The sequence below is a fragment of the Bifidobacterium hominis genome, assembly GCF_040095915.1.
GTDB lineage: Bacteria > Actinomycetota > Actinomycetes > Actinomycetales > Bifidobacteriaceae > Bifidobacterium > Bifidobacterium hominis.
This window is the reverse complement of record NZ_JBBMFR010000010.1, coordinates 25,466-47,541: the sequence shown is the minus strand read 5'-3', so window position 1 is coordinate 47,541 and position 22,076 is coordinate 25,466. Positions and strand designations below refer to the sequence as shown.

General features: G+C 57.3%; 17 protein-coding genes and 2 tRNA genes. 8 read left to right on the top strand and 11 right to left on the bottom strand.

All coding sequences use genetic code 11. The annotated features are described in order from the left end of the window. Positions 1 to 22 precede the first annotated feature (22 nt). Complete coding sequence (locus WMO36_RS07575; RefSeq protein ID WP_349077222.1) at positions 23 to 769, top strand: response regulator; 747 nt, start codon at positions 23 to 25, stop codon at positions 767 to 769. 91 nt (positions 770 to 860) lie between these two features. Here WMO36_RS07575 and WMO36_RS07570 read toward each other — a convergent pair whose 3' ends face one another. The 7 genes from WMO36_RS07570 to WMO36_RS07540 all read right to left on the bottom strand — a co-directional run bounded on the left by WMO36_RS07570 (position 861) and on the right by WMO36_RS07540 (position 10,167). Continuing rightward, positions 861 to 3,503 carry an ABC transporter permease gene (locus WMO36_RS07570; RefSeq protein ID WP_349077221.1) on the bottom strand — a complete coding sequence of 881 codons (2,643 nt, stop codon included), beginning with the start codon at positions 3,501 to 3,503 and terminating at the stop codon, positions 861 to 863. Between the two features lie 41 nt (positions 3,504 to 3,544). Further along, positions 3,545 to 4,336, bottom strand: a complete 792-nt coding sequence (locus WMO36_RS07565) for an ABC transporter ATP-binding protein (protein ID WP_144164569.1) — start codon at positions 4,334 to 4,336, stop codon at positions 3,545 to 3,547. A gap of 132 nt (positions 4,337 to 4,468) precedes the next feature. Next, positions 4,469 to 5,509, bottom strand: a complete 1,041-nt coding sequence (locus WMO36_RS07560) for an Lrp/AsnC family transcriptional regulator (RefSeq protein ID WP_294445308.1) — start codon at positions 5,507 to 5,509, stop codon at positions 4,469 to 4,471. Beyond that, positions 5,497 to 6,315 (bottom strand): energy-coupling factor transporter transmembrane component T family protein, encoded by an 819-nt coding sequence (locus WMO36_RS07555; RefSeq protein ID WP_144090399.1) that lies wholly within the window; start codon positions 6,313 to 6,315, stop codon positions 5,497 to 5,499. The genes WMO36_RS07560 and WMO36_RS07555 overlap by 13 nt, the downstream gene beginning before the upstream one ends. Then, a complete protein-coding gene (locus tag WMO36_RS07550) occupies positions 6,315 to 7,922 on the bottom strand; it encodes an ABC transporter ATP-binding protein (protein ID WP_349077220.1) in 1,608 nt (535 codons plus the stop codon). The genes WMO36_RS07555 and WMO36_RS07550 overlap by 1 nt, the downstream gene beginning before the upstream one ends. Positions 7,923 to 8,042: 120 nt before the next feature. Beyond that, positions 8,043 to 8,594 (bottom strand): ECF transporter S component, encoded by a 552-nt coding sequence (locus tag WMO36_RS07545; protein WP_099570744.1) that lies wholly within the window; start codon positions 8,592 to 8,594, stop codon positions 8,043 to 8,045. Positions 8,595 to 8,853: 259 nt separating this feature from the next. Further along, a complete protein-coding gene (locus WMO36_RS07540) occupies positions 8,854 to 10,167 on the bottom strand; it encodes an O-acetylhomoserine aminocarboxypropyltransferase/cysteine synthase family protein (protein ID WP_144164565.1) in 1,314 nt (437 codons plus the stop codon). A 330-nt stretch (positions 10,168 to 10,497) separates the two neighbouring features. Here WMO36_RS07540 and WMO36_RS07535 point away from each other — a divergent pair, with 330 nt between their 5' ends. From WMO36_RS07535 to WMO36_RS07505, 7 genes are all read left to right on the top strand, one after another. Further along, a complete protein-coding gene (locus WMO36_RS07535) occupies positions 10,498 to 11,373 on the top strand; it encodes a pyridoxamine kinase (protein ID WP_099570746.1) in 876 nt (291 codons plus the stop codon). A 172-nt stretch (positions 11,374 to 11,545) separates the two neighbouring features. Then, entirely contained in the window at positions 11,546 to 11,998 is a 453-nt protein-coding gene (locus WMO36_RS07530; protein ID WP_349077219.1) for a YraN family protein, read from the top strand. Continuing rightward, a complete protein-coding gene (locus tag WMO36_RS07525; RefSeq protein WP_349077218.1) occupies positions 11,998 to 13,527 on the top strand; it encodes a YifB family Mg chelatase-like AAA ATPase in 1,530 nt (509 codons plus the stop codon). Before WMO36_RS07530 ends, WMO36_RS07525 begins: the two co-directional genes overlap by 1 nt. Then, positions 13,524 to 14,891 carry a DNA-processing protein DprA gene (locus tag WMO36_RS07520; protein WP_349077217.1) on the top strand — a complete coding sequence of 456 codons (1,368 nt, stop codon included), beginning with the start codon at positions 13,524 to 13,526 and terminating at the stop codon, positions 14,889 to 14,891. The genes WMO36_RS07525 and WMO36_RS07520 overlap by 4 nt, the downstream gene beginning before the upstream one ends. A 125-nt stretch (positions 14,892 to 15,016) precedes the next feature. After that, complete coding sequence (locus WMO36_RS07515; RefSeq protein WP_250778803.1) at positions 15,017 to 16,879, top strand: FAD-binding protein; 1,863 nt, start codon at positions 15,017 to 15,019, stop codon at positions 16,877 to 16,879. 59 nt (positions 16,880 to 16,938) lie between these two features. Then, entirely contained in the window at positions 16,939 to 17,877 is a 939-nt protein-coding gene (locus WMO36_RS07510; RefSeq protein WP_099570751.1) for a succinate dehydrogenase/fumarate reductase iron-sulfur subunit, read from the top strand. A gap of 4 nt (positions 17,878 to 17,881) precedes the next feature. After that, entirely contained in the window at positions 17,882 to 18,553 is a 672-nt protein-coding gene (locus WMO36_RS07505) for an O-methyltransferase (protein WP_144090390.1), read from the top strand. Positions 18,554 to 18,673: 120 nt separating this feature from the next. Here the strand turns inward: WMO36_RS07505 and nhaA are convergent, their stop codons facing one another. The 4 genes from nhaA to clpX all read right to left on the bottom strand — a co-directional run bounded on the left by nhaA (position 18,674) and on the right by clpX (position 22,042). Beyond that, a complete protein-coding gene (nhaA, locus tag WMO36_RS07500; protein WP_099570753.1) occupies positions 18,674 to 20,044 on the bottom strand; it encodes a Na+/H+ antiporter NhaA in 1,371 nt (456 codons plus the stop codon). A gap of 357 nt (positions 20,045 to 20,401) precedes the next feature. Next, a tRNA-Arg gene (locus tag WMO36_RS07495) sits at positions 20,402 to 20,475 on the bottom strand. A 44-nt stretch (positions 20,476 to 20,519) separates the two neighbouring features. Then, positions 20,520 to 20,593: transfer RNA gene (locus WMO36_RS07490), tRNA-Arg, on the bottom strand. Between the two features lie 135 nt (positions 20,594 to 20,728). After that, complete coding sequence (gene clpX, locus WMO36_RS07485; protein ID WP_250778805.1) at positions 20,729 to 22,042, bottom strand: ATP-dependent Clp protease ATP-binding subunit ClpX; 1,314 nt, start codon at positions 22,040 to 22,042, stop codon at positions 20,729 to 20,731. Positions 22,043 to 22,076: the final 34 nt, after the last annotated feature.

The window sequence follows — 22,076 nt, the reverse complement described above, 5'->3', positions numbered from 1 at the left end:
CAATGCCGATAAGGTGGAGAGTATGAGTGAAGAACAGAAGATTCGTGTGGTCATAGCCGATGATCAGGAATTGGTACGCGCCGGTTTTGCCATGGTGATCGGCTCCCAACCTGATATGGCGGTTGCGGCGCAGGCTCGCGATGGTGCAGAGGCTGTGGCGTTGGCGGAAACGCTGCGTCCTGACGTGGTGTTGATGGATGTGCGTATGCCCGGCATGGATGGTATCGAGGCGACTCGGCAGATCAGTGCGTTGCAGCATCGCTTTGCTGCCGATGGAACGAAATCAGAAGTCACTCATACCAAAGTGATCATTCTGACGACATTCGATTTGGATGAATATGTTATGGCTGCGATCACTGCCGGAGCTTCCGGTTTTCTGCTGAAAGATACGGAACCGGAAACGTTGCTGAATTCGATTCGCACGGTTTTTCAAGGTAATGCGATTATCGCACCGTCCGCCACGAAACGTCTTATCGAGAAAATGATGGAAGGCGACTTCATGGCTGCGAATGTTGGCGCACATGGAAATTCCGCTGCTGCTTCCACTTTTGATTCGACGTACACCGATCCGGAATTAGATGAACTGACCGATCGCGAGCGCGAAGTGCTTATTGAGATCGCGCATGGATTGTCAAACCAGGAGATTGCCGACAAGCTTTTCATCAGGCTGCCTACGGTGAAAACGCATGTGGCGCATATTCTGGCGAAGATTAATGCGCGTGACCGTGTGCAGGCGGTGGTGTTCGCCTATGAAAACCATTTGGTCTGATTGATTTGTTGTTTTGCGTATGCATGATACGCAAAAAGGACTCCTACCATGTTTGTGGCAGGAGTCCTTTTCGTTGTGTTTGCTATGAAGCTTAGGCTTCGGCGAGCGCCTCAACAGGAGGCGTGCTCACTGCCCTGCGTGCGGGGAATACGCTGGCGAGCAGTGCTGCCATGGCTGCCACGGCGAGTACGATGCCATTAATGCCCCATTCGAACGGGAACACCACTTTGCCGTACATGCTGAACACCACGTATGCGCCCAGCCAGCCGAACAGTGTGCCAAGTAGTACGCCCGAGATGCCGGATACCAGCGAGATGAGCAGGGCTTCCACCGCGAGGGAGCGTCGCAACTGGCCTCGAGTCATGCCGATGGCACGCAGTGTGGCGGATTCTCGGGTGCGTTCAATCACTGACAGCGACAGCGTGTTGGCTACGCCGACAAGTGCGATGAGCACGGCCACGGCGATCAACCCCACCAGAAGCATCATCATGGAGTCAATCATGTTCGCCCATACGATGCGTTCGGCGATCGGTCCGGTCACTGTCGCATCAGTGCTCTTCTCCAATGCGGCCTGCATGTCGTTGTAGATGTCGTCAACGGAAACTCCCGACTTGTCAGTGTCTGCCTTGACCAGCAACACATGGGTGGCGGCATCAAGGTCACCATTGGTGAAATGGCTTTCATCCACGAATCCGACAGCTCCATATTGCGCGGATACACGACGGTAGTCGGCTTGGTTGGCTTGCAATGTCAGCGAACGCGTAGCGTCGCCGTTCTGGTTCCATTCAGTGGAGAAATCAGCCGTGCCATTGGCGAACTGCAGCTCCTTGCCGGTTTGCGCATTGTATGTTGGCATGAGCACGCTATCACTGTCGATGGAGGCGTTACCCAAGTTGGCACGCATGACCTGCTTGACCTGATCGATGTTTTTCACGCCGACCAGCAATGCGGACGTAGGCTGGGTTCCATCCGCTTTCTCCAAGGTCACGGAAACCGCCGGTGCATACAACGTGTCGGACACGCCGTTGATGTCAGATACATCCTTGACCATTTGCTGGCTGATGTCATCGCCCGTGGCCACGATGTCGACGCTATAACGGGTGGCGAGCGCACCATTCATAGTCTCTTTGGCGCTAGCGGCACCGGTTGCGATGGTGGAGACCAAGGTGACACCGATGAGCAGAGCGGCACCGGTTGCTGCGATGCGTCGCGGATTCTTCTGAATGTTGGCGTGTGCAACTGTTGCGGAAGGACCTGTCAGCGAGGCCAACGCTCCAACGCCCTTCATGAGGGTCGGCATCCAGAATACCGCGGTGACCACCATGCCGAGGAACACCAGTGCGGCACCGGCGATGGCTATGAGCAGAATCATCGTGAATTGATCGCCGCTCGCATCCTCGCCGCCGTTGGTGGCCTGCACCTGCCAGATGGAGAATATGGCCATGGCGATACCGACCACCACCATCAGAATACCGATTATAGCTCGCGTAAGGCCGGAACGACGGTTGTCGGTCAGTTCAATCGGACGCAATGCCTCCAATGGCGTTACCGCGGTGGCGGAACGTGCGGATCCCATGGATGCAAGCACCGTCACCACAATGCCGAAGAGAATCGGTACGACGGCGGCTTGCCAGGAGAAGTTGAACCGCATACCCGCCTGCATGATGTCGCTGACGCACATGCCCCACATGAGCAGGCTTCCAAGCACCACGCCAAGCACGGATGCGACGAAGCCGAGCACCACCGCTTCGAACAGCACGGAACCATACAGTTGGCCTTTCTTTGCGCCGATGGTGCGTAGCAAGGCGAGTGTGCGGCGGCGTTGCGCCACGAGCACTTGGAACGTGTTGGCGATCACCAGAGCCGCCACGAACATGGCAAGCACGCCGAAGCACATAAGGAATGTGGTGACGATGTTGGTTTGGTTGCCGCTTAAGGATTTGATGCTTTCGTCACTGATTTGCTGTCGTGACATCAGATCGAAATGCTTTGGCAGCAACGCTTTCACACCGTTGATGGTTTTTGCGGATACGCTGTTTCCATCCAAGGCAAGGTCGAGATACACCATTGTTGTTCCGGTGGCGTTGAAATCGTCCACTCCCTGCATTGCGGCAAGCAGATTGTTGGATCCTACGATCGCACCACCATAGTATGAGTAGGCGCCGTTCGGATCGGATGTGAGTCCTACCACGCGCACGTTGTCCGCCTTGGCTTTGCCATCGTCGCCTACCGCATATCGGGAGGTCAGGCTTACAGTGTCTCCAACGCCGACGTTCAACTGTTTCGCCATGTCTTCCGGCAGCGCGACTTCGTTGGAATCCTTCGGCTGGTCCCCTTCCGTGATATTCACGGGGAGCATGTTCTTCTGTGCCGCGGTGGAAATGATCTCGCCGCTGACGTTGCTGTCTCCCTTGGAAACGCTGACGCCGGTTTCCACCGAGGCACGGACGCCGCCAACCCCTTCGATGCCGGCGATCTGGTCGAGATGAAAGTCGCCGACAGTGCTGGAATACGCCTCGTTGAGTTCCTTATCGCTCAGGTCGGAGCTGTTGATGCTCACCGCATAGTTGGCGTTTCCGAACATGGCGGTCAGCTGCCGTGTCAGGGAGTCGTTCATGGCATTGCCGAACAGGAAGGTGCTGGCGATGAACGCCGTGCCGATCATGATGGCGATGCCTGCGGGTATGAGCATGCGCTTGGTTTTTCGCATGAGTTTCAAAGTGATGGACCACATGGTGGATTCTGTTCCCTTCTTCGAATGCTTCTACAGTGCGTTTAGCGGGAATGTCTCGCGGAAGCCACATTCATTGTGGCGGCCTCACGTTCCCTCATCAGCAGTTCACTCATCTGGTCTGCTGTCGGCTTGTTTACGTCCGCCACGATCTGGCCGTCGGCGAACACGAGCGCACGGTCGGCGTAAGACGCGGCGACCGCATCATGCGTGACCATGATGATGGTTTGGCCAAGTTCGTTGACGGAACGTTTCAGGAAGCTCAGCACTTCGGCGCTTGATACGGAATCAAGATTGCCGGTGGGCTCGTCTGCGAACACCAGTTTCGGTTTGGTGATCAATGCTCGTGCGATGGCCACACGCTGCTGCTGGCCTCCCGATAGTTCGTTCGGACGATGGTTGAGACGTTCCTTAAGGCCAAGCGTTTCCACCAGCAGACGCAGCCACTGCCGGTCGGGTTTCGCTCCAGCCAAGGTCAATGGCATGAGAATGTTCTGTTCGGCGGTGAACATCGGCAACAGATTGAAGCTTTGGAAGATGAATCCGATGTCACGGCGGCGCAGCAACGTGAGCTGGTTGTCGTTCATGCGCGTCAGATCGTCGCCGTTGAATATGACGTGCCCGTCGGTCGCGGAATCCAGTCCTGCCAATGTGTGCATCAACGTAGATTTGCCGGAACCGGAAGGCCCCATAATCGCCGTGAATTTTCCTTTTTCAAAAGCGACGTTGACGCCACGCAACGCATGCACCGTGTTATTTCCGGAACCGTAGTCCTTCACAAGATCCACGGTTGCAATGGCCGTATTAGTAGCTTTGATAGCGTCCCTGATATCCATGCTGTCATTCCTTTCTTTGGATTACCTCCAAAATTACGGAAAAACAGCTGATTCGGATATCATGCGCTGGTCTGAATTCTTTGCTCATCCTTGAGAATGAGCAAAAATGAAACTCCTCATACCATTGATTTATCAATCGTCGAGGAGTACACCATCCTGCGGAGGTTCGAGCCAGTACGACTCTTTTTCCACGCTGACGGTGGAAGCCCACCATGTCTGGTCCACGCCTGGCAGCGAACGGATGGACTCATCCACCACACGCCATAAGTCCTCGTCATCTCCGGCGATGATTTCGATGAGGTAGTCGGCGCCGTTCAATCCGACGCCGCTCATCGCGTACGTCACTTCGTCGATCGCCAACAACTGTTCGGCGTCGAGCCGATATGGCGGCTTGACGCCGATGCCGAGAAACGCTTGACGGAATCCACCCAAACGCATGGGGCTGACCGTGGCCATAATGCGCATCACACCGGAATCCTCCAGTTTTTTGACGCGCCCGCGAATCGCGGTGTGTGTCACGCCAAGATGCTCCCCCAGCATGGCGTAGCTCGCTCTGCCGTCTTTCTGCAATTCGTTGAACGTGTGCACGAATCGCGCGTCCAACCGATGCACGGGAATATCGGTGCCGACGCTGGCCTCACGTTTGGTCATGAATCCAGTTTCGCCGCGTTCGGCCAGCAGACGGTTGACCACGCTGACATTATGGTCGTCAAGCACCAATCGACCGCAGGAGAACACTTGCAGGCGGGTCAGTCCCGGTAGCGCGCGCAGATCATGTTTGAGGAAATGGTCCATGCCGTCGGCTGAATACACCACGGCTTCGGCGATGATGTCGGCATCGCCCAGCGTGCAGACCACATAGGTGACCTGAGGCATGGCTTTGAGCATGGCGAGCGCCTCGTTGCGATTGCCGTTGATGCGCAGTCCCACGAGCACCTGACTGTAATTTCCGAGACTCAACGGATTGCATACGGGCACAATGGTCATGATGCCCGCATCGGTGAGCCGTTTGTAGCTTTCCGTCGCCGCATATACGGAAATGCCGATTTTATCGGCAAGCGCCTGCATAGTCATGCGTCCGTTGCATTGCAGCGCCGATACCACCTTCAAATCGCGTGCGGTGATCGTGGTACGCCCCTCATCCTGCGTCATCATACCCCCTATGACAGCCATGTCATCAACCATACGCTGACTGCGGTGGCGGCGACGGTAATCGCAAGAATAATCCAATCGGCAATCCTCATCGTAAGGTTGACCCGATATGTGCGTTTTGCGCCGTTCCGATTCAGGTTGAGTCCGCGTGATTCCATGGCCCATCCCACGCTTTGGCTCATTTTGTAGGCGCGGATCAATACGGCGATGATGATCGGCAAATACGATTTGAACCGGTCGACGAGACGTACGAATACGTTGCGTTTTTTACCTGCCGCATTGACTTTGCCGCTCAGATCAAGCCCTCGCGCACGCTGCGCGTCGGACACGGATTGGAAGATGGAGAAGAACACGGGAATATACCGTAATGCGGTTGCCAAGGTGAGCCCGGCCTTGTAGGGCATGCCGAGCGAGGTAAAGCCACGAACCAGTTTGGTCTGGCTGGTGGTGAACAGCGTGATGAAGCATGCAAAGCCGAGCGCTGGAATGCGCAGACCCATCACCGCCGCCATGAGCAGATTCTCCTGCGTGAGACGCAGCCATCCCCACTGCCAGAGCACGTGCGTTCCACTCTGGTCGAAGACCGGCCAAAGCACCACGATAAACACGATAAGCACGGCGAGGATCTTCCACACCCATCCAATGCGCTCGGCGGGCACATGGTCGGTGGCGAGCATCACATGTTCGAGAATGAGGATGCCGAGGATGAACGCCCAGTTACGCCATACGAGGCAAAGGACCAGCATGACGATGGAGATGAGGAATTTGACGCGCGGATCGGTGCGATGCAACCATCCGTCGACTGGTACATACAGGTCGGCATCCATCAGCGTTCCTCCTTGTCACGTTCATCCTTGGCGATTTTCAACAATACGTGGGTCGCTGATATCGGACCGCGCGCCTTGTGTGGCTGCCGCGCCTGTCGCACGGACGATTGTTGTGCTTCCTGCGATTTGTCGATCGGCCCATATTGCACGACATGACCGTCTTCCAATTCGAGCACGTGCGTGCAATACCGATATACGGCACGCATGTCATGGCTGATCATGATGACGGTGACGCCATGCCGGTTGAGTTTTTCCACGGTTCCAAGGAATCGTGATGCAAGACGATGGTCAAGACCCGCCGTAGGTTCGTCGAGCACGAGTATTGGCGTGCGCATGGCGATCACCGAAGACAATGCCACCGCACGTCGTTCGCCGTAACCGAGCGTGGCCGGCGAAACGTCCTCATACCGGTGCAGGTCGAATAATGTCATCATTTCGTCGACACATTTGAACACGGTGGCCGCGTCAAGTCCGAGCGCGGTCGGACCGAACGCGATCTCCTCTTTGGTGCTGGAGCAGAAGATCTGATGGTCGGGATTTTGGAATACGAATCCGACGTGCGCGGCCATTTCGCCCACGCTATGCTTCGATACGTCGAGCCCATCCACCTTCACGATTCCCTGTGTGGGTTGGATCAGCCCGTTCAAATGCTTGGCGAGCGTAGTCTTGCCTGACCCGTTGCGCCCGATAAGCCCCACGAAGGCGCCCTGTTCAATATCCAGACTGATATCATCCAGTGCGGGAGACGCATTGCCACCCTGTCCATAACGGTGCGTCACATGGTCCAGACTGATGACCGCATGCTTCGGCTTGCCGTCGTTCCTTACCGGCAGCGCCTTGATGATGGGGGACGGTCCGTCGCTCACCTGCACTCCGGAGGACTCCAACAGTCCGCGTTCCCGGGTGAATAGGCTTGTGTCTCCATTGCGTATCACTTCGCCGTTGACCATGAACAGCACCTGATCGGCCCAATAGGCGATGTGTTCGGTATCTTGTTCGGCTATGATCACCGTCATGGAACGGGTCTGGCGAATGCGTTCGAGCACATCGAACACTTCCTGCTTGCCTTCGGGGTCGAGTGCCGCAGTCGGTTCGTCAAGAATGAGCACATCGGGTTCCGCCGCGAGCGCGGCCGCGATGGCCACACGCTGCATCTGACCTCCCGACAGGCTGGTCGGCATGCGTTTGCGGTATCCGGTCATGCCGACCAAGTCAAGCATGATGTCGATCTGCTTATCGATGAGGCTCGGTGCGACTCCACGGTTTTCCAAAGGGAAAGCAATCTCATCCTCGACACTCGAACAAAACAGTTGCGCCTCAGGATCCTGTTGCACGTAGCCGACGCGCTCCGACAGCGCCGAGACGGAGTGCCTGCTCGTATTCATGCCGTTGATTTCCACAACGCCACTCATGGTGCCGTCGGCCAGGTTCGGAATGATGCCGGCCAATGCCATGCATAGCGTGGATTTGCCGGCTCCGGTCGGTCCGATGATGCCGACGAAGGATCCGGACCGGATGTCGAAGCTGACATGCTTGAGGCTTTCCACCGGCTTACCCCCGTCGGCCAGTGGCGCGTACTTCCACCCTAAGTCGCGAACCGTAATCATGACGTCCACCCCGTGCTTCCACATTTTTTTCGCAGCCGGCAGCCGCGTTTCACAATAAAACCCGTGGAATCGCCATTCATCGGCAAATCCACGGGCCTGCCTTCACATGATATTAATGTATCACTCCCCCGCCTTGATACCGAGATTGCCCAAACGCACCAGCGGCGGATAAGCCTGGCGAACGGCGGTGAACAGCGCGAAGCCCACAATCAGGCCCACCGCCATCTGGAAGGAGTTGCCCGCGATCTCGCCCAGAGCCGGGCCGAATCCGGAAAGGATTCCGCCTGCGATGAAATAGCCGAACACCTTCCACACGCCTGCGACCACCGAGCCGATGATGATGTTCGCCGGATTGAACTTCTTGACGAGCAGGCCCACGAGCACGGCCTGCAGGCCATCGATGACGAACGTGAAGATGGCCCACTGCGGATAACCGGAGATCAGATCACTCAACGCCGGGCCGAGACCGCCGATAATGCCGCCCACCCATGGTCCGAACGCATACGCGCTGAAATAGATCATGGTGTCAGACAGGTTGAGGTAGCCACGAATCGGGGTCGGGATCTTCACAAGCATGGTCAGCACCGTGGTGACCGCGGTCATAATGGCGATCAGCGGAATGGTGTTGACCTGCAACGCCTTTTTGATATCGTTCTTGACTTCTTGGGCCATGATCTCTTCTCTCTTTACGTTATTCTCAATATCATCGGTAATGCTTGTATTTTTGAAAGAATCTAATGTTTTTTCTTTCAAAGAAAAGAATTGAGATATTGCTTTTCGTAACAATCGCAGATTCTATACCAGCTGTAATACATTGAGATGACATCGTTTGCAGATACGACAAAACGGTCTGCGACACCGCCCCTTCTTTTCGGTGTCGCAGACCGTTTCATTTGTTTAGGATGGCGCTATTCCGCCGATCCGATGCATTTCACTTGGCAAGACCAGATTCACGCAGAGCCGCGAAACCACCCTTGAGATCGTCGAGGATGTCTTCGATGTTCTCGGTGCCGATGGACAGGCGGATGGTGCCCTGGTGGATGCCCTGGTCCTCGAGCTCCTCCACTGTCTCCTGAGAGTGCGTGGTGGAGGCCGGGTGGATCACGAGGCTCTTGGCGTCGGCCACGTTGGCCAACAGGCTGAACAGGTGCAGGTTGTCGATGAACACACGTGCCGCGTCCTTGCCGCCCTTGATGTCGAAGGTGAAGATGGAGCCGCCGCCATTCGGGAAGTACTTCTTGTACAGCCCATTGTCCTTGCGGCCTTCGATGGACGGGTGGGAGATGGATTCGACTTCCGGAACGGTCTTCAGGTAGTCGATGACCTTCAGCGCGTTCTCAACGTGGCGTTCGACACGCAGCGACAGGGTTTCGGTTCCCTGCAGCAGCAGGAAGGCCGCGAACGGAGACAGGGTGGCGCCGGTGTCGCGCAGCAGGATGGCGCGGATGCGGGTCACGAACGCGGAACCGCCCAGGGCCTCGTAGAAGTTCAATCCGTGATAGGACGGATCCGGCTCGGTCAGGGTCGGGAACTTGCCCGGCACTTCGGCCCAGTTGAAGTTGCCGCCTTCCACGATCACACCGCCGAGGGTGGTGCCGTGGCCGCCGATGAACTTGGTTGCGGATTCGACTACGACGTCAGCGCCGTGCTCCAGCGGGCGGAACAGGTACGGGGTGGCGAAGGTGTTGTCGACGATCACCGGCAGATGATGCTTGTGGGCGATGGCGGTGATGGCTTCGAAGTCCGGCAGGTCGGCGTTCGGATTGCCGAAGGTCTCGAAGTAGACGAGCTTGGTGTTCTCCTGGATGGCGTCCTCGAACTCCTGCGGATTCTCGGCGGAGACGAAGGTGGTGGTGATGCCGTCACGCGGCAGGGTGTGACGCAGCAGGTTGAAGGTGCCACCGTAGATGTTCTTGGCGGCGACGATGTGATCGCCGGACTGGGTGATGTTGCGCACCGCGTATTCGACCGCGGCTGCGCCGGATGCGACGGCCAGGCCTGCGGTGCCGCCTTCGAGGGCTGCGATGCGGTCTTCGAACACACCTTGGGTGGAGTTGGTCAGGCGGCCGTAGATGTTACCTGGATCAGCCAGTCCGAAACGGGCCTCGGCGTGGTCGAAATTATGGAACACGTAGCTGGTGGTCTGGTAGATCGGCACCGCACGGGAATCGGTTGCCGGGTCGGCCTGCTCCTGGCCGACGTGAAGCTGCAGGGTTTCGAAGCGGTAGTTTTTGGAATCTGCCATGGTTTCTGCTCCTTGTGTGGAATGGTTCGTTGCTTGTCTTGCTGACCACCCGCCTTGCCGTGTGTGGCGGTTGGTCAGGTGTTGGTAGTGACAATAATCCGGCCGCTCTCTGCAATGCAAGCCGAACGTTATCGCACTTGCCTATACCCCTTTATAAACCGTTGCAATCATTGCCATTCGAGCCCTGCAAAACCGTTCTGACAACCGTTTGAAAATCTGCGACACGCCGGCAAACGGTGCTGCGGTGATACACCGTGCGAAGCGTCAGGACTCCGAAGTCAGACGGGCGGCTAAAGTCGTGGTCAGACAATCGCAAGAGAGGGTTTCAACATGGATGACGTGATTCTGTATGATCGCGACCCGCATTATGTTCCGCGCGTTGCAGCGGTGCATGACATGTGCGGCTACGGCAATTGCTCGCTGACGGCGGCCATTCCGATCCTGTCGGCGGCCGGATGCGACGTATGCCCGGTGCCGACCGCGCTATTTTCGGCACACACGCGCTACAGCGTATTCACGTTCCACGATACGACTGAGATTTTGGACGGCTATCTGGACGCATGGCGTAAGGAAAACGTCGATTTGGACGGCGTGTATTCCGGTTTTCTTGGCTCCGCCGAACAGGTTGAGATCATCAAACGACTGTATTCGCAATATCCGCATGCCCTACGTTTGGTGGATCCGGTAATGGGAGACGGCGGCGAAATCTACGCCACATACACGCCGGAACTCTGCGAAGCTATGGGCACGCTGGTGGATGGCGCCGACGTGCTGATGCCGAATTTGACGGAAGCGTCCATACTGACGAAGCGCGCATATCCGGGGCGTGATCTGAGCGATGCCGAAGTAAATGACATGATTGACGCATTGCTTGATTTGGGTGCGAAAAACGTGGTTTTGAAAGGCATCGACCATAACGATGGCATGATTCGCAATTATGTTGCCTCAGCTGCTTCGGGGGCTTCCGGCAAGCAGGAGCTTGCTCACAGCAAGCTGCCGTTCATGACGCATGGTACCGGCGACGCGTTCGCTTCCGCACTCTGCGGTGCGCTGATGGCGGGCAGGCCGTTAGCCGAATCGGCGCATATCGCAGGCGAGTTCGTGCGTCATGCCATGGAAAACACGCAGTATCAGCCGCATCATGATGAACGTGGCGTGAGCTTCGAACTGAATCTTGACGAGCTGACGCAGCTGGTCCATCGCTGAGCATTCCGATCGTATACGGTTTCGGGCGTTCCATAGCCATTGGTCCCGTGGAGCAATGTGGATAACGGCAAGTTATCCACCGACTATCCCAAACACGCCCGAAACCGTATCCTTTATCCACATTTGCCGTTCACGCTTGCTTCACACCGGTTCTTTCTGCTGGACTTGAACCATGAACGGCAACACAACATATGACGTTCCGATCGCAACGCGGCGTTCGGAACAGCTTCTTGATTTCATCACGCAGCGATTGCATGACGGTACGCTGTGCGCACGGCAGCTCGGCGAACTTGGCGAACAGTATGCGGCCGCATGGCTGGAAAGCCAAGGCTGGCAGACGCTCGATCGCAATTGGCACTGCCGGTATGGCGAACTCGACATCGTCTCACGCGACGAAGCGGGAATCATCGTCTTCGTCGAAGTCAAAACCAGGCGGACGCTCCGCTACGGCACTCCGCAGGAAGCCGTGACGCCATCTAAGCAGATCAACCTGCGCCACGCGGCCGTGCAATGGCTGTCAGACAGCGACCATCGCACACCACACAACGGCGTACGATTCGACGTCATCACCGTCATCGTACGTGACGGCAAGCCGCTTATGCACCATATCGAAGGAGCGTTCTGATGGCCATCGGCAGCGCACTTTCCGTAGGGCTGATCGGACTGAAAGCCTTCATCATCCAAATCCAGGCGTTCGTCTCCCCCGGACTTCCTTACTTCTCCATCATTGGACTTCCCGACACCTCGCTTTCCGAAGCGAGGGAACGTGTCAAATCCGCATGCCAGGCCAGCGGCGCAAAATGGCCGGAAACACGGGTCACGGTCAATCTTTCGCCGGCATCCATGCCCAAACGCGGCTCCTCTCATGATCTGGCGATCGCAGCGAGCGTGCTCAGCGCATCCGGAACGATACCCCACGATTGCCTGAACGACACCGTCGTGCTCGGGGAAGTGAATCTCGACGGCACGGTGCTTCCCATCAACGGCCTACTGCCGATTCTGCTGCACGCACGCGATCAAGGCGTCTGCAAGGTGATCGTGCCGCATGCCAATCTGGACGAAGCCGCCCTCGTGCCCGACGTCAACGCCATCGGCGTACGCCACGTGGGCGAATTGATCGAACTGATGGGAGGCACCGCGAAGTACGAGATTCCCGACCTGATCAGGGACGTGACCCCCAACGACGCCGCCATGTCGATATACCCTTCCCCAGGAGACATGAATGAGGTCATGGGGCAGGAAACGGCCAAATGGGCGTTGGAGGTGGCGGCCGCAGGTGGACACCATCTGATGATGACCGGCCCTCCCGGTACCGGAAAAACCATGCTTGCTTCGCGCATTCCCGGCATTATGAGCCCGTTAAGCGAATCGGAACAGCTGGAAGTCGCATCAATCCGCTCCCTATGCGGCACATTGCCCAGCTATGGCATCAGCGACATTCCACCATTCGAAGCGCCGCACCATACCGCATCCACCGCGTCCCTGGTCGGCGGTGGCGCAGGGTTGGCGCAGCCAGGCGCGATCACACGGGCGCACCGGGGCATTCTGTTCATGGACGAGGCACCCGAATTCTCGGCACGCACCCTGCAAACATTGCGCGAACCCTTGGAATCCGGGTACGTGGCAATATCGCGTGCAAAAGGCACCACCTACTATCCAGCGAGATTCCAACTGATCATGGCGGCCAATCCCTGCCCCTGCGGTTACGCCTACGGCAACGGCGAACGCTGCACATGCAAGGAAAAAGACCGTATCAAATACTTCAGCCGACTGTCCGGGCCGATCCTCGACCGCATCGACATTCAAATCGAAGTGCCTCCCGTGGAACGAATCAATCCAGGGATGGCTCCTTCCGGCGAATCCAGCCACGCCATTCGCCTGCGGGTCATCGTGGCAAGGCAAACCGCGCAGGAGCGTTTTCATGAATTCGGGTGGGTCTGCAATGCGCAGGCCACCGGAACATGGCTTCGCGCCAACACGTCCACGAAAGCCATCGAACTGGTGAACCATGCGTTGGCCAGTGAACGGCTCAGTCTCAGAGGTGCAGACCGTGCCATGCGGCTCGCATGGACTCTGGCCGACCTATCAGGCAAAACCTCTCCGGGACCGGAAGAGATGATGCAGGGAATCTCCATGAGGACGAAGCTGACATGAACGAAAATACGAATGCGAACGGCAACGCAACCGCTATCGACGACGAGACCCTGGCACGTGCGGTGCTCACCTACTGTCTGGACAGCGCCGACGCGATGATGTACGCGCTGATCAAAGGCATCGGATCAGCCACGCACACCTTGCAACTACTCGCCGACAGCGGTCCAGGCAATCATGAAAACGTGGCCACGGCCGCTTGCAAAACCCTGGATGCGGCGTTCATCAACGGCATCACGCGTTGGGGGCGCAGCATCAACTCCCGCGGCATGGCCTCATTCCATGGCGCGATGGTTTCCTGGCAGCATCGTTTGACCACACTGCCCAGCACCGATTTCGACGAGCTCAAGGATTGGTTCACAGCAGGGGGTACACAGTGGATCGTCGCACCACACCATCCCTGCTGGCCTTCGCAGCTCGCCGACCTCACCATGCATACGGATTGGGCCGCCCCATTATGCCTTTGGGGGCAAGGCAGCCCGCAAGCATTGGTGTCATGTCCGGAACCGATCGGCGTCGTCGGATCACGCGGAGTGAGCGAATACGGAAGGCAAAGTGCACACGAGCTCGCCAAACAGGCAGCCCGTGCAGGGCACCTCATAGTATCCGGGGGCGCCTTAGGCACCGATGCGGCAGCCCACTGGGGTGCCATCCAAGCCATGGACGAAATCGGGGCGCCCCTCGCCGGCCGCACCGTCGCGGTATTCGCCGGAGGCCTCAACCATATCGGGCCGAAAAGCAACGAACGCCTTTTTGAAACCATCATCAACCACTCCGGCGCACTGATCTCGGAACTGTGCCCAGGAACCGCTCCGGAAGCCAGACGGTTCCTCATTAGAAACCGTCTGATAGCGGCCTTGTCGTCCAGCCTCATCGTCGCCCAGGCGCGCGCACGTTCAGGCGCGCTCAACACCGCGGGATGGGCCGACGAACTCAACCGCCGCATATTCGCGGTGCCAGGAGACGTGACCATGCCACACAACACGGGATGCAACCGGCTCATTCAAGAAGGACGAGCAACCATCATCTGCTCGCTGACCGACATCGATGAATTCTGCCATGCCTCGCACCGCCCTCAACCAGTCGCCATAGACGACGAACAGACGGAACAGCCAACCGACGACGTCCTGCCGGAATCAGACGACACCACCAGAACCATACTGAAAGCCATACGAAAATGCGACGCGAAATATGGCCATGTCTCCACTGACGGACTGCTCGCCATGCTGGCAGAGACCAATCCCGGAGAATATCCGATCCCACGAATCGTCCTGGAACTCGGCGTACTGGAACTCAACGGGCTCATCAGCACGCAACACGGCAACATCACCATCGTCAACGCAAACACCACGCAACAGCGCAACTGACACCACCAATCGTCACAGCCATCGACAAACAAACACACACAGGAGCATGCGAAACACGCATACGACAACATGCCCGCCATCCAACGAACCACAGCGAGGTCACACCCTGTGCGAAAATCGTTGGTATGAGTCCGAAGCATGTTGAAGATATGTATGATGCAGTAATCGTCGGCGCAGGAGCGGCAGGTCTTTCCGCAGCGTTAGGAATGTTACGAAGCGAAAAGATGCAGGAGCTGAGGGAAGCCGGCATCGAACCGAATATTCTGGTGATTTCCAAGCTCCAGCCGTTGCGCTCGCACACCGGTTCCGCAGAGGGCGGCATCGCGGCCAGCCTCGGCAATGTCGAACACGACGATTGGCATTGGCATTACTACGACACCGTCAAAGGCGGCGATTGGCTGGTCGATCAGGATGCGGCCGAACTGTTCGCGCAAGAGGCTCCGGCAACGGTCATCGAACTGGAACATGCCGGCGTGGCGTTCTCCCGCACCGAAGACGGGCACATCGCCCAGCGTCGTTTCGGCGGGCACACCAAGGATTTCGGCAAGGAACCAGTTCGACGAGCCGCATACGCCGCAGACCGCATCGGCCATCAGATCCTCTTCTCGCTGTGGCAGCAGTGCGTGGCGGAAGGCGTCGAATTCGCAGAGGAATGGTATGTGACCGATCTGGTGGTCTCCGAGGATGGCGCCAAGGCCGAGGGCGTGGTGGCGTTCGACACGCATAAGGGGCAAGTGCACGCCATTCATGCGCGCAACGTGCTTCTGGCCACCGGAGGCGCAGGACGTCTGTTCCACACCACATCCAATTCGTGGGATCTGACCGGCGACGGCATGGCGCTTGCCCTGCACTCTGGATTGCAGCTGGAAGACAGCGAATTCGTGCAATTCCACCCGACCGGTTTGGCACATACCGGCATTCTGCTGTCGGAAGCGGCCCGCGCGGAGGGAGGCGTGCTCCGTAATGCCGATGGCGAGGCCTTCATGGAAAAGTATGCTCCGGGCCATGCCGATCTGGCCGCGCGAGACGTAGTCAGCCGTTCCATCACCGCTGAAATCGACGCCGGACGTGGCGTGGCGGATCCGAAGGATCCAGATGGCCCAAAGGATTGCGTGTGGCTCGATATGACCGGCATTGATGCCGACCATATGCATGAAGTGCTGCCTCAGGTGGTGGAAACCATCGAAAAGTACGCCGACCTTGACCCGACCAAGGATTATGTGCCAGTCAAACCGACCGCACACTACACCATGGGCGGCATTCCAATCACCACCAACGGTGAAGTATATCGTTGGGTTGACGGCGAACGCTCCATTGTTGACGGCCTGTTCGCGGCCGGCGAATGCTCGTGTGTATCCGTGCACGGCGCGAACCGTCTTGGCGGCAACTCCCTGCTGGACGCCTGCCTGTTCGGTACTCGTTCCGGCAAGGCTCTTGCGGAACGTATCGCCGCCACTCCGGTGAATGATCCGATGGCCGAAACCGTCGAAGATGCCGAAGATGGAACAGACGATGTACAGCAGGCCGCCGATGCGCGTTCCTCTGAATTGAAGGAACTTCTGACGCAGCTTCCTGAAGACAACGAGCACGCTTCTGATAATCCATACCAGCTTATGGCCGATTTGGGATCCGTCATGGAGCGGGCTGTCGCCGTGCGTTGCGATGCGAACAGCATCAAGCAGGCGCAGACCGTATTGCACGACGAGCTGGAGGTACGCGCTCAGGCCTTGCATGCGCATTCCGATTCCTCCACGTTCAATCAGGAGATCACCGCCATTTGGGAGGTGCGTCATCTGCTTGAGCTTGGTTCGGCCGTGCTTGCGGCTTCCGACGCACGTCATGAATCCCGTGGCTCGCTGAAGCGGCTTGACTTCCCCGAACGCGATGACGAACACTTCCTCGCCCATTCCATGGTGGATGATTCCGGTCAGATCTCCTGGCAGCCGGTGCATATTGTGAACATGCCGCCAAAGGCCCGTGAGTACTAAGCCCTCTGGGCACGGTGTATGGCAAACTTGTTGTCGGTTTTTATTGGAAAGGCGAGTAGATGAGCGGTATGGAAAACGGCATGAACACGGTGACGTTGCGGGTCAATAGGTTCACCCCGCGCCCCGAACGTGCCCGCGACCGCGAACGCGGGGGCTCCCCGTTCGCCAGGAAAAGCTCTCCGTTCGGAGATTCCGGCGCGTCGACGCGTCGCCGTCCCCGCGGCAAGCAGTGGGTGCAGGATTACACGTTGAACGTGCGTCCGGAAGACACGGTGCTTGATTGCCTGTTGAAGATCAAGCGAACCGTCGATCCGACTTTGGCGTTCCGCTATTCCTGCGGCCATGGCATGTGCGGTTCCGACGCGGTGTCCATCAATGGCACACCGACGTTGCTGTGCACCGCTTCCGTCAGGGATTGGGCCAAGCAGCCGAATGCCGTATTAGTGGACGATGAAGGATTCCGCCATACCGGAGATGCAGATGCGTCGCTTGCAGATGACGCCGCTTCCGTTTCTTCAGGCGATCTTGGCGTGATCGAGCTCGCGCCCCTGCCGGGTTTCCCCGTACAGCGTGATCTGGTTGCCGATATCGATCAGATGCTCGATCAGATCAGGAAGCTTAAGCCGTATTTGCAGGCCAATAACGAATTAGCCACCACCAAAGACGGCAAGATCAATGCTTTCGAATATCTGCAGAATCCTCAGCAGCTCGCCAAATATGAGCTGCTCACCAATTGCATCGCCTGCGGCACTTGCGAAGGAAGCTGCCCAGTGTACGCCGGAGGCGAGGCGTTCATCGGTCCAGCGGCGTTGATTGCCGCGTCTCGCTTCATCAACGATTCGCGAGACGGACAGGCGAATGCTCGTATGGATGCCATTGATTCCGCGGACGGTATCGCAGCATGTCAGTCGGTTCGCGCCTGCACCCGCGAATGCCCGCGCGGCATCGATGTCGGCGAGGAAATCTGGCAACTGATCGCCCAAGTCAAGGAACGCTGAACCCATGGATAGAACGTCGTATACCAATCTCGCCAAATCTTGGGAATACGTTGAGGATCATGCGTTCTCACGCCAGTCGACCAGCCTGAACGCCATTCGTACCCACGCCGAAGAAGCGGGCATTCCGCAAGGTTCCGCAGCACAGGCGGAGTTGTTGCGCATGCTGGTGCATATGGTGAATGCGTCGTCGGTGATTGCCGTCGGCACCGGTTCCGTAGTGGAAACGTTGCAGCTCGTCAATGGTTTGGATAACAGGGGACAGCTTACCGCGGTTGACTCCTCTTCACAAGGCATTGCGCTGATTCGTACGCTGTTCAATCGTCTTTCCGACGAGACGCAGACCACGCTTCGTGCGGTAAATGCTCCTGTCAACGTGTTTCTGCCGCGTTTGAACGCCGAAACATACGATTTGATCGTTGTTGCCGGCGATGCCGAAAATTATGCTGCCTCTTTTGAACAGGCTCCCCGCCTGCTGAAGAAGCATGGTGTGATCGTATTCACGGATGTGCTCGCTTTCGATGCGGCAACTTCCGCAGGCGGCGTATTGAATCCCGCCAATCGTGACACCAAATCCATTGCCATGCGTACCCTGTTGGAAACCGTGGAGTCCGATGAACGTTTCATCACCGCGCTCACTCCGACCGGTACGGGTCTGCTCGTAGCGGTCAAGCGCTAGTACGGCCGTTCCCAGCGGACTACCGTTTGATACATAAAGCCGACGCTCACGATATGTGATGAGCGTCGGCTTTTTGTTGTGTCTGACATATGGCGCGGAATGCCATACGCCGGAACGTCGTTATTTGGTCTTTGGATGTGCGCTGATCATCTGGCTGATCACAACGGTGCCGTCTTCAAGCACGGATTCCACTTCCCCGGCAGCGTCCTCGTCGGCAGTGTGATGCTTATGTTTCAACGATGCGGCAGCGGCCAGTTCGAACTTCTTGGATTGACGGCTCAGCAGAATGCCGGAGATCACCGCCGCGACCATGGAGCCGACAAGCACGCCGAAGCGTGCCTCCGCAGACAATTCGGCATCCTTATATGCGAGCGAGGAGATCAGGAACGACACGGTGAAGCCAATGCCGCAAGCGCAGGCTGCGGGGAACATGTCGCGCACACGCAGCCCCTTGGCCATCTTCAATCCAGCCACATGCGTGGAAAGCCAGGCCGTGATCATGATGCCCAAAGGCTTGCCGACCACCAACGCCACCATGACGGCAACAACGACCGGCGAAACGAACAGCGCCAAAGTCAACGATTCAAAATGCACACCAGTGGCGAACAATGCGAAAATCGGCAAGGCCAGCAATGCGGAAAACGGTTGCAGCTTGTCCGCATAACGTTCGGCGCGTGGAGTCTTTTCGCCGTAGCGTTCATGCGCGGGAGTAAGCAGACCTACCAGCACACCAGCCAAGGTGGGATGCACACCAGCTTCAAACATCATCACCCAAGCCAGAATACCGACGATGGCCACGGCGAACCACGGCACTTTGCGCATGCGCACGAGGAAATACCATACGACCGCGCATACGGCGATGCCGACGAACCAGTACCATGCGTTCACCGAGGAGAAGAACACCGCAATCAGAATGATGGCAAGCAGATCGTCCACCGTGGCCAATGTCATCAGGAACGCACGAATGGAGCCTGGCAACGCCTTGGCGAACAAGGCAAGCACGGCCAGCGAGAACGCGATATCCGTGGCTGTAGGAACCGCCCAACCGTGGGACATCTCACCAAATGTGAAATTCGTTCCGGAAGCGATGACCAGCGGATCGGAACCGAAACCGGAGAACAGGAACAGCGTCAACAGGAATAGCACCGGCGGAGCCATCATGCCACCGACCGCGCACAGCATCGGCACCGCAGCCGCCTTGGGATTCGACAGCGAGCCGGTAGTAAGTTCCTGCTTCAATTCCAGTCCAACGGTCAGGAAGAACACCGTCAGAAGGCCGTCTTGCACCCAGTGGCCCAATCCCATGTCGATATTGGTGTAAGGAATGGCGACGTGGAAGTTCTCCAGTTCTTCGAACGCATGTGACGTGAACGGCAGGTTCGCAAGCAGCAGACCGGCGAGTGCGAAACCGAGCATGATCAAACCCGATATGCGATCGGAAGCGGCGATATATCGTATTTTCGCCCAGAGTCCCTGCTTACGTTCGGTCATTGCTCTCCCGTCTGTTGCCGCGAGTATCCGCGGACCGCCATTCACTTAAGAAAAGCGTCTGCGGTATTGGCATGCGCAGACGTTTCAATAGCGGTTCCAGTGTACCGAGAGGTGTCGGCGTTTATGTTTCCAAACCGTCTTTTTTACTGGGATTCACGGTTTTATTCGGCATGGCGGCTTTTCTTGTACCGCGCCGTTCGCCCGGAGAGAAACCGAACGTATCTCTGCAACAGCCGCTTTGCATAGACGTACCGGCGGGTTTGCGTCAATCGCATGGATTCGAACACTATTCACAGCAGTGCCGCCGTTACTCTCAAAAAAGAAAGCCTCCCCCGCATTTCGCGAGGGAGGTTCATGTGCGCGAGACAGGATTCGAACCTGCGACCTGCTGATCCGTAGTCAGCTGCTCTAATCCGCTGGGCTACTCGCGCAACGTCATCTCATTTCTTTATGCCACCTGATGACCGGTGGCCAGTGCGCGAGACAGGATTCGAACCTGCGACCTGCTGATCCGTAGTCAGCTGCTCTAATCCGCTGGGCTACTCGCGCAACGTTGCTTGTTTTCGGCAACTCGAATAAGATACACCCAAATGACCACGAAACAAAATCTCGGCGTGTCGCGCTTATTTTCATGGATTTCATAGAGAGATTCACGTTTGCTTCAGCCCCACAAAATCCGAATTCTCACGCGGCGCGTCTGCGGGGAATCTCCTCCGTCGAAACCTTCAGCAGTTTCGGAGTGCCGGAGCCATTGACGGAAGCCTCATCCACCACCACTTCCGACACGCCGGTCATACTTGGCAACTGGAACATCGTATCTTCCAAGGTCTTCTCAATAATCGATCGAAGGCCTCGGGCACCCGTGCCCCTGCGAATCGACGTGGCCGCAATCTGCCTCACTGCGCCTTCGGTAAACGTCAACGTCACCCCATCAATCGCAAACAGCTTCTGATACTGCTTGACCAAAGCGTTTTCCGGTTCGACCAGAATGCGCGCCAAATTGTTTTCCGTCAACTCCTCCAGCACGCTCACCACCGGCAATCTGCCGATGAATTCAGGCAATAAGCCGAAATCGGCAAGATCGTCGGCCGATGCCTGGGCAAGCAACTCACGCTTCGGCACCTCGTGATCATGCCAGGCCGCACCAAATCCGCTTTCGCGAGCACCCAGGCGCTGTGCCACAATATCGGCAAGTCCAACGAAAGCACCACCGCAAATGAACAGAATGTCGCGGGTATCGATCTGCACCGTTTCCATTTCTCGATGTTTGCGTGAACCTTCCACAGGCACGGAAGCTACAGTGCCTTCCAAAATCTTCAGCAGGGCCTGCTGCACGCCTTCACCTGACACATCGCGTGTAATAGACGTGTTTTCGCCGCTTTTGCGCGCTATCTTGTCGATTTCGTCAATATAGATGATGCCCTGCTGCGCTCGCGCCACATCGCCGTCAGCGGCCTGGATAAGGCGCTGCAGCACAGTTTCCACGTCGTCGCCCACATAACCGGCTTCGGTGAGCGTAGTGGCGTCGGCGATCACGAACGGCACGTTCATGACTTTCGCCAGCGTCTGCGCAAGATACGTCTTGCCTACGCCGGTAGGCCCCAGCAGCAGAATATTCGATTTGGCCACCTGCACGCCGGCCAACGGATCGTCGTTTTTGCGGGTTGCCCGATCTCTTAATTCCGCGGATTCGCGCATTTCCATGTTGACGCGCTTGTAATGGTTGTATACGGCCACGGAAAGCGTGCGTTTGGCTGAATCCTGCCCAACCACGTAGTTGTCGAGATAGGCGCTGATCTGGGCCGGTTTCGGCAACTGCAACGTGTTCAGCTGGGCGTCCTTGACACGCTCCTCGGAAATGATGTCGACGCATAGCTCGATGCATTCGTCGCAAATGGCCGCACCCGATCCGGTAACGAGCTTGCGTACCTGATTTTCCGTTTTACCGCAGAACGTGCACCGTGACACTTCGTCGTTGTAGCTGACCACTCGTCCCATTCGCACCCCTTTGTTTTGCGTACCTGCCATTGAG

Coding starts and splice junctions, on each gene's coding strand:
- WMO36_RS07530 (WP_349077219.1), top strand. CDS start 11,546: ATGAACGGCAACACAACATATGACGTTCCGATCGCAACGCGGCGTTCG.
- WMO36_RS07535 (WP_099570746.1), top strand. CDS start 10,498: ATGGATGACGTGATTCTGTATGATCGCGACCCGCATTATGTTCCGCGC.
- WMO36_RS07520 (WP_349077217.1), top strand. CDS start 13,524: ATGAACGAAAATACGAATGCGAACGGCAACGCAACCGCTATCGACGAC.
- WMO36_RS07540 (WP_144164565.1), bottom strand. CDS start 10,167: ATGGCAGATTCCAAAAACTACCGCTTCGAAACCCTGCAGCTTCACGTC.
- WMO36_RS07570 (WP_349077221.1), bottom strand. CDS start 3,503: ATGTGGTCCATCACTTTGAAACTCATGCGAAAAACCAAGCGCATGCTC.
- WMO36_RS07515 (WP_250778803.1), top strand. CDS start 15,017: ATGAGTCCGAAGCATGTTGAAGATATGTATGATGCAGTAATCGTCGGC.
- WMO36_RS07550 (WP_349077220.1), bottom strand. CDS start 7,922: ATGATTACGGTTCGCGACTTAGGGTGGAAGTACGCGCCACTGGCCGAC.
- WMO36_RS07525 (WP_349077218.1), top strand. CDS start 11,998: ATGGCCATCGGCAGCGCACTTTCCGTAGGGCTGATCGGACTGAAAGCC.
- WMO36_RS07555 (WP_144090399.1), bottom strand. CDS start 6,315: ATGGATGCCGACCTGTATGTACCAGTCGACGGATGGTTGCATCGCACC.
- WMO36_RS07565 (WP_144164569.1), bottom strand. CDS start 4,336: ATGGATATCAGGGACGCTATCAAAGCTACTAATACGGCCATTGCAACC.
- WMO36_RS07560 (WP_294445308.1), bottom strand. CDS start 5,509: ATGGCTGTCATAGGGGGTATGATGACGCAGGATGAGGGGCGTACCACG.
- nhaA (WP_099570753.1), bottom strand. CDS start 20,044: ATGACCGAACGTAAGCAGGGACTCTGGGCGAAAATACGATATATCGCC.
- WMO36_RS07505 (WP_144090390.1), top strand. CDS start 17,882: ATGGATAGAACGTCGTATACCAATCTCGCCAAATCTTGGGAATACGTT.
- WMO36_RS07545 (WP_099570744.1), bottom strand. CDS start 8,594: ATGGCCCAAGAAGTCAAGAACGATATCAAAAAGGCGTTGCAGGTCAAC.
- WMO36_RS07575 (WP_349077222.1), top strand. CDS start 23: ATGAGTGAAGAACAGAAGATTCGTGTGGTCATAGCCGATGATCAGGAA.
- clpX (WP_250778805.1), bottom strand. CDS start 22,042: ATGGGACGAGTGGTCAGCTACAACGACGAAGTGTCACGGTGCACGTTC.
- WMO36_RS07510 (WP_099570751.1), top strand. CDS start 16,939: ATGAGCGGTATGGAAAACGGCATGAACACGGTGACGTTGCGGGTCAAT.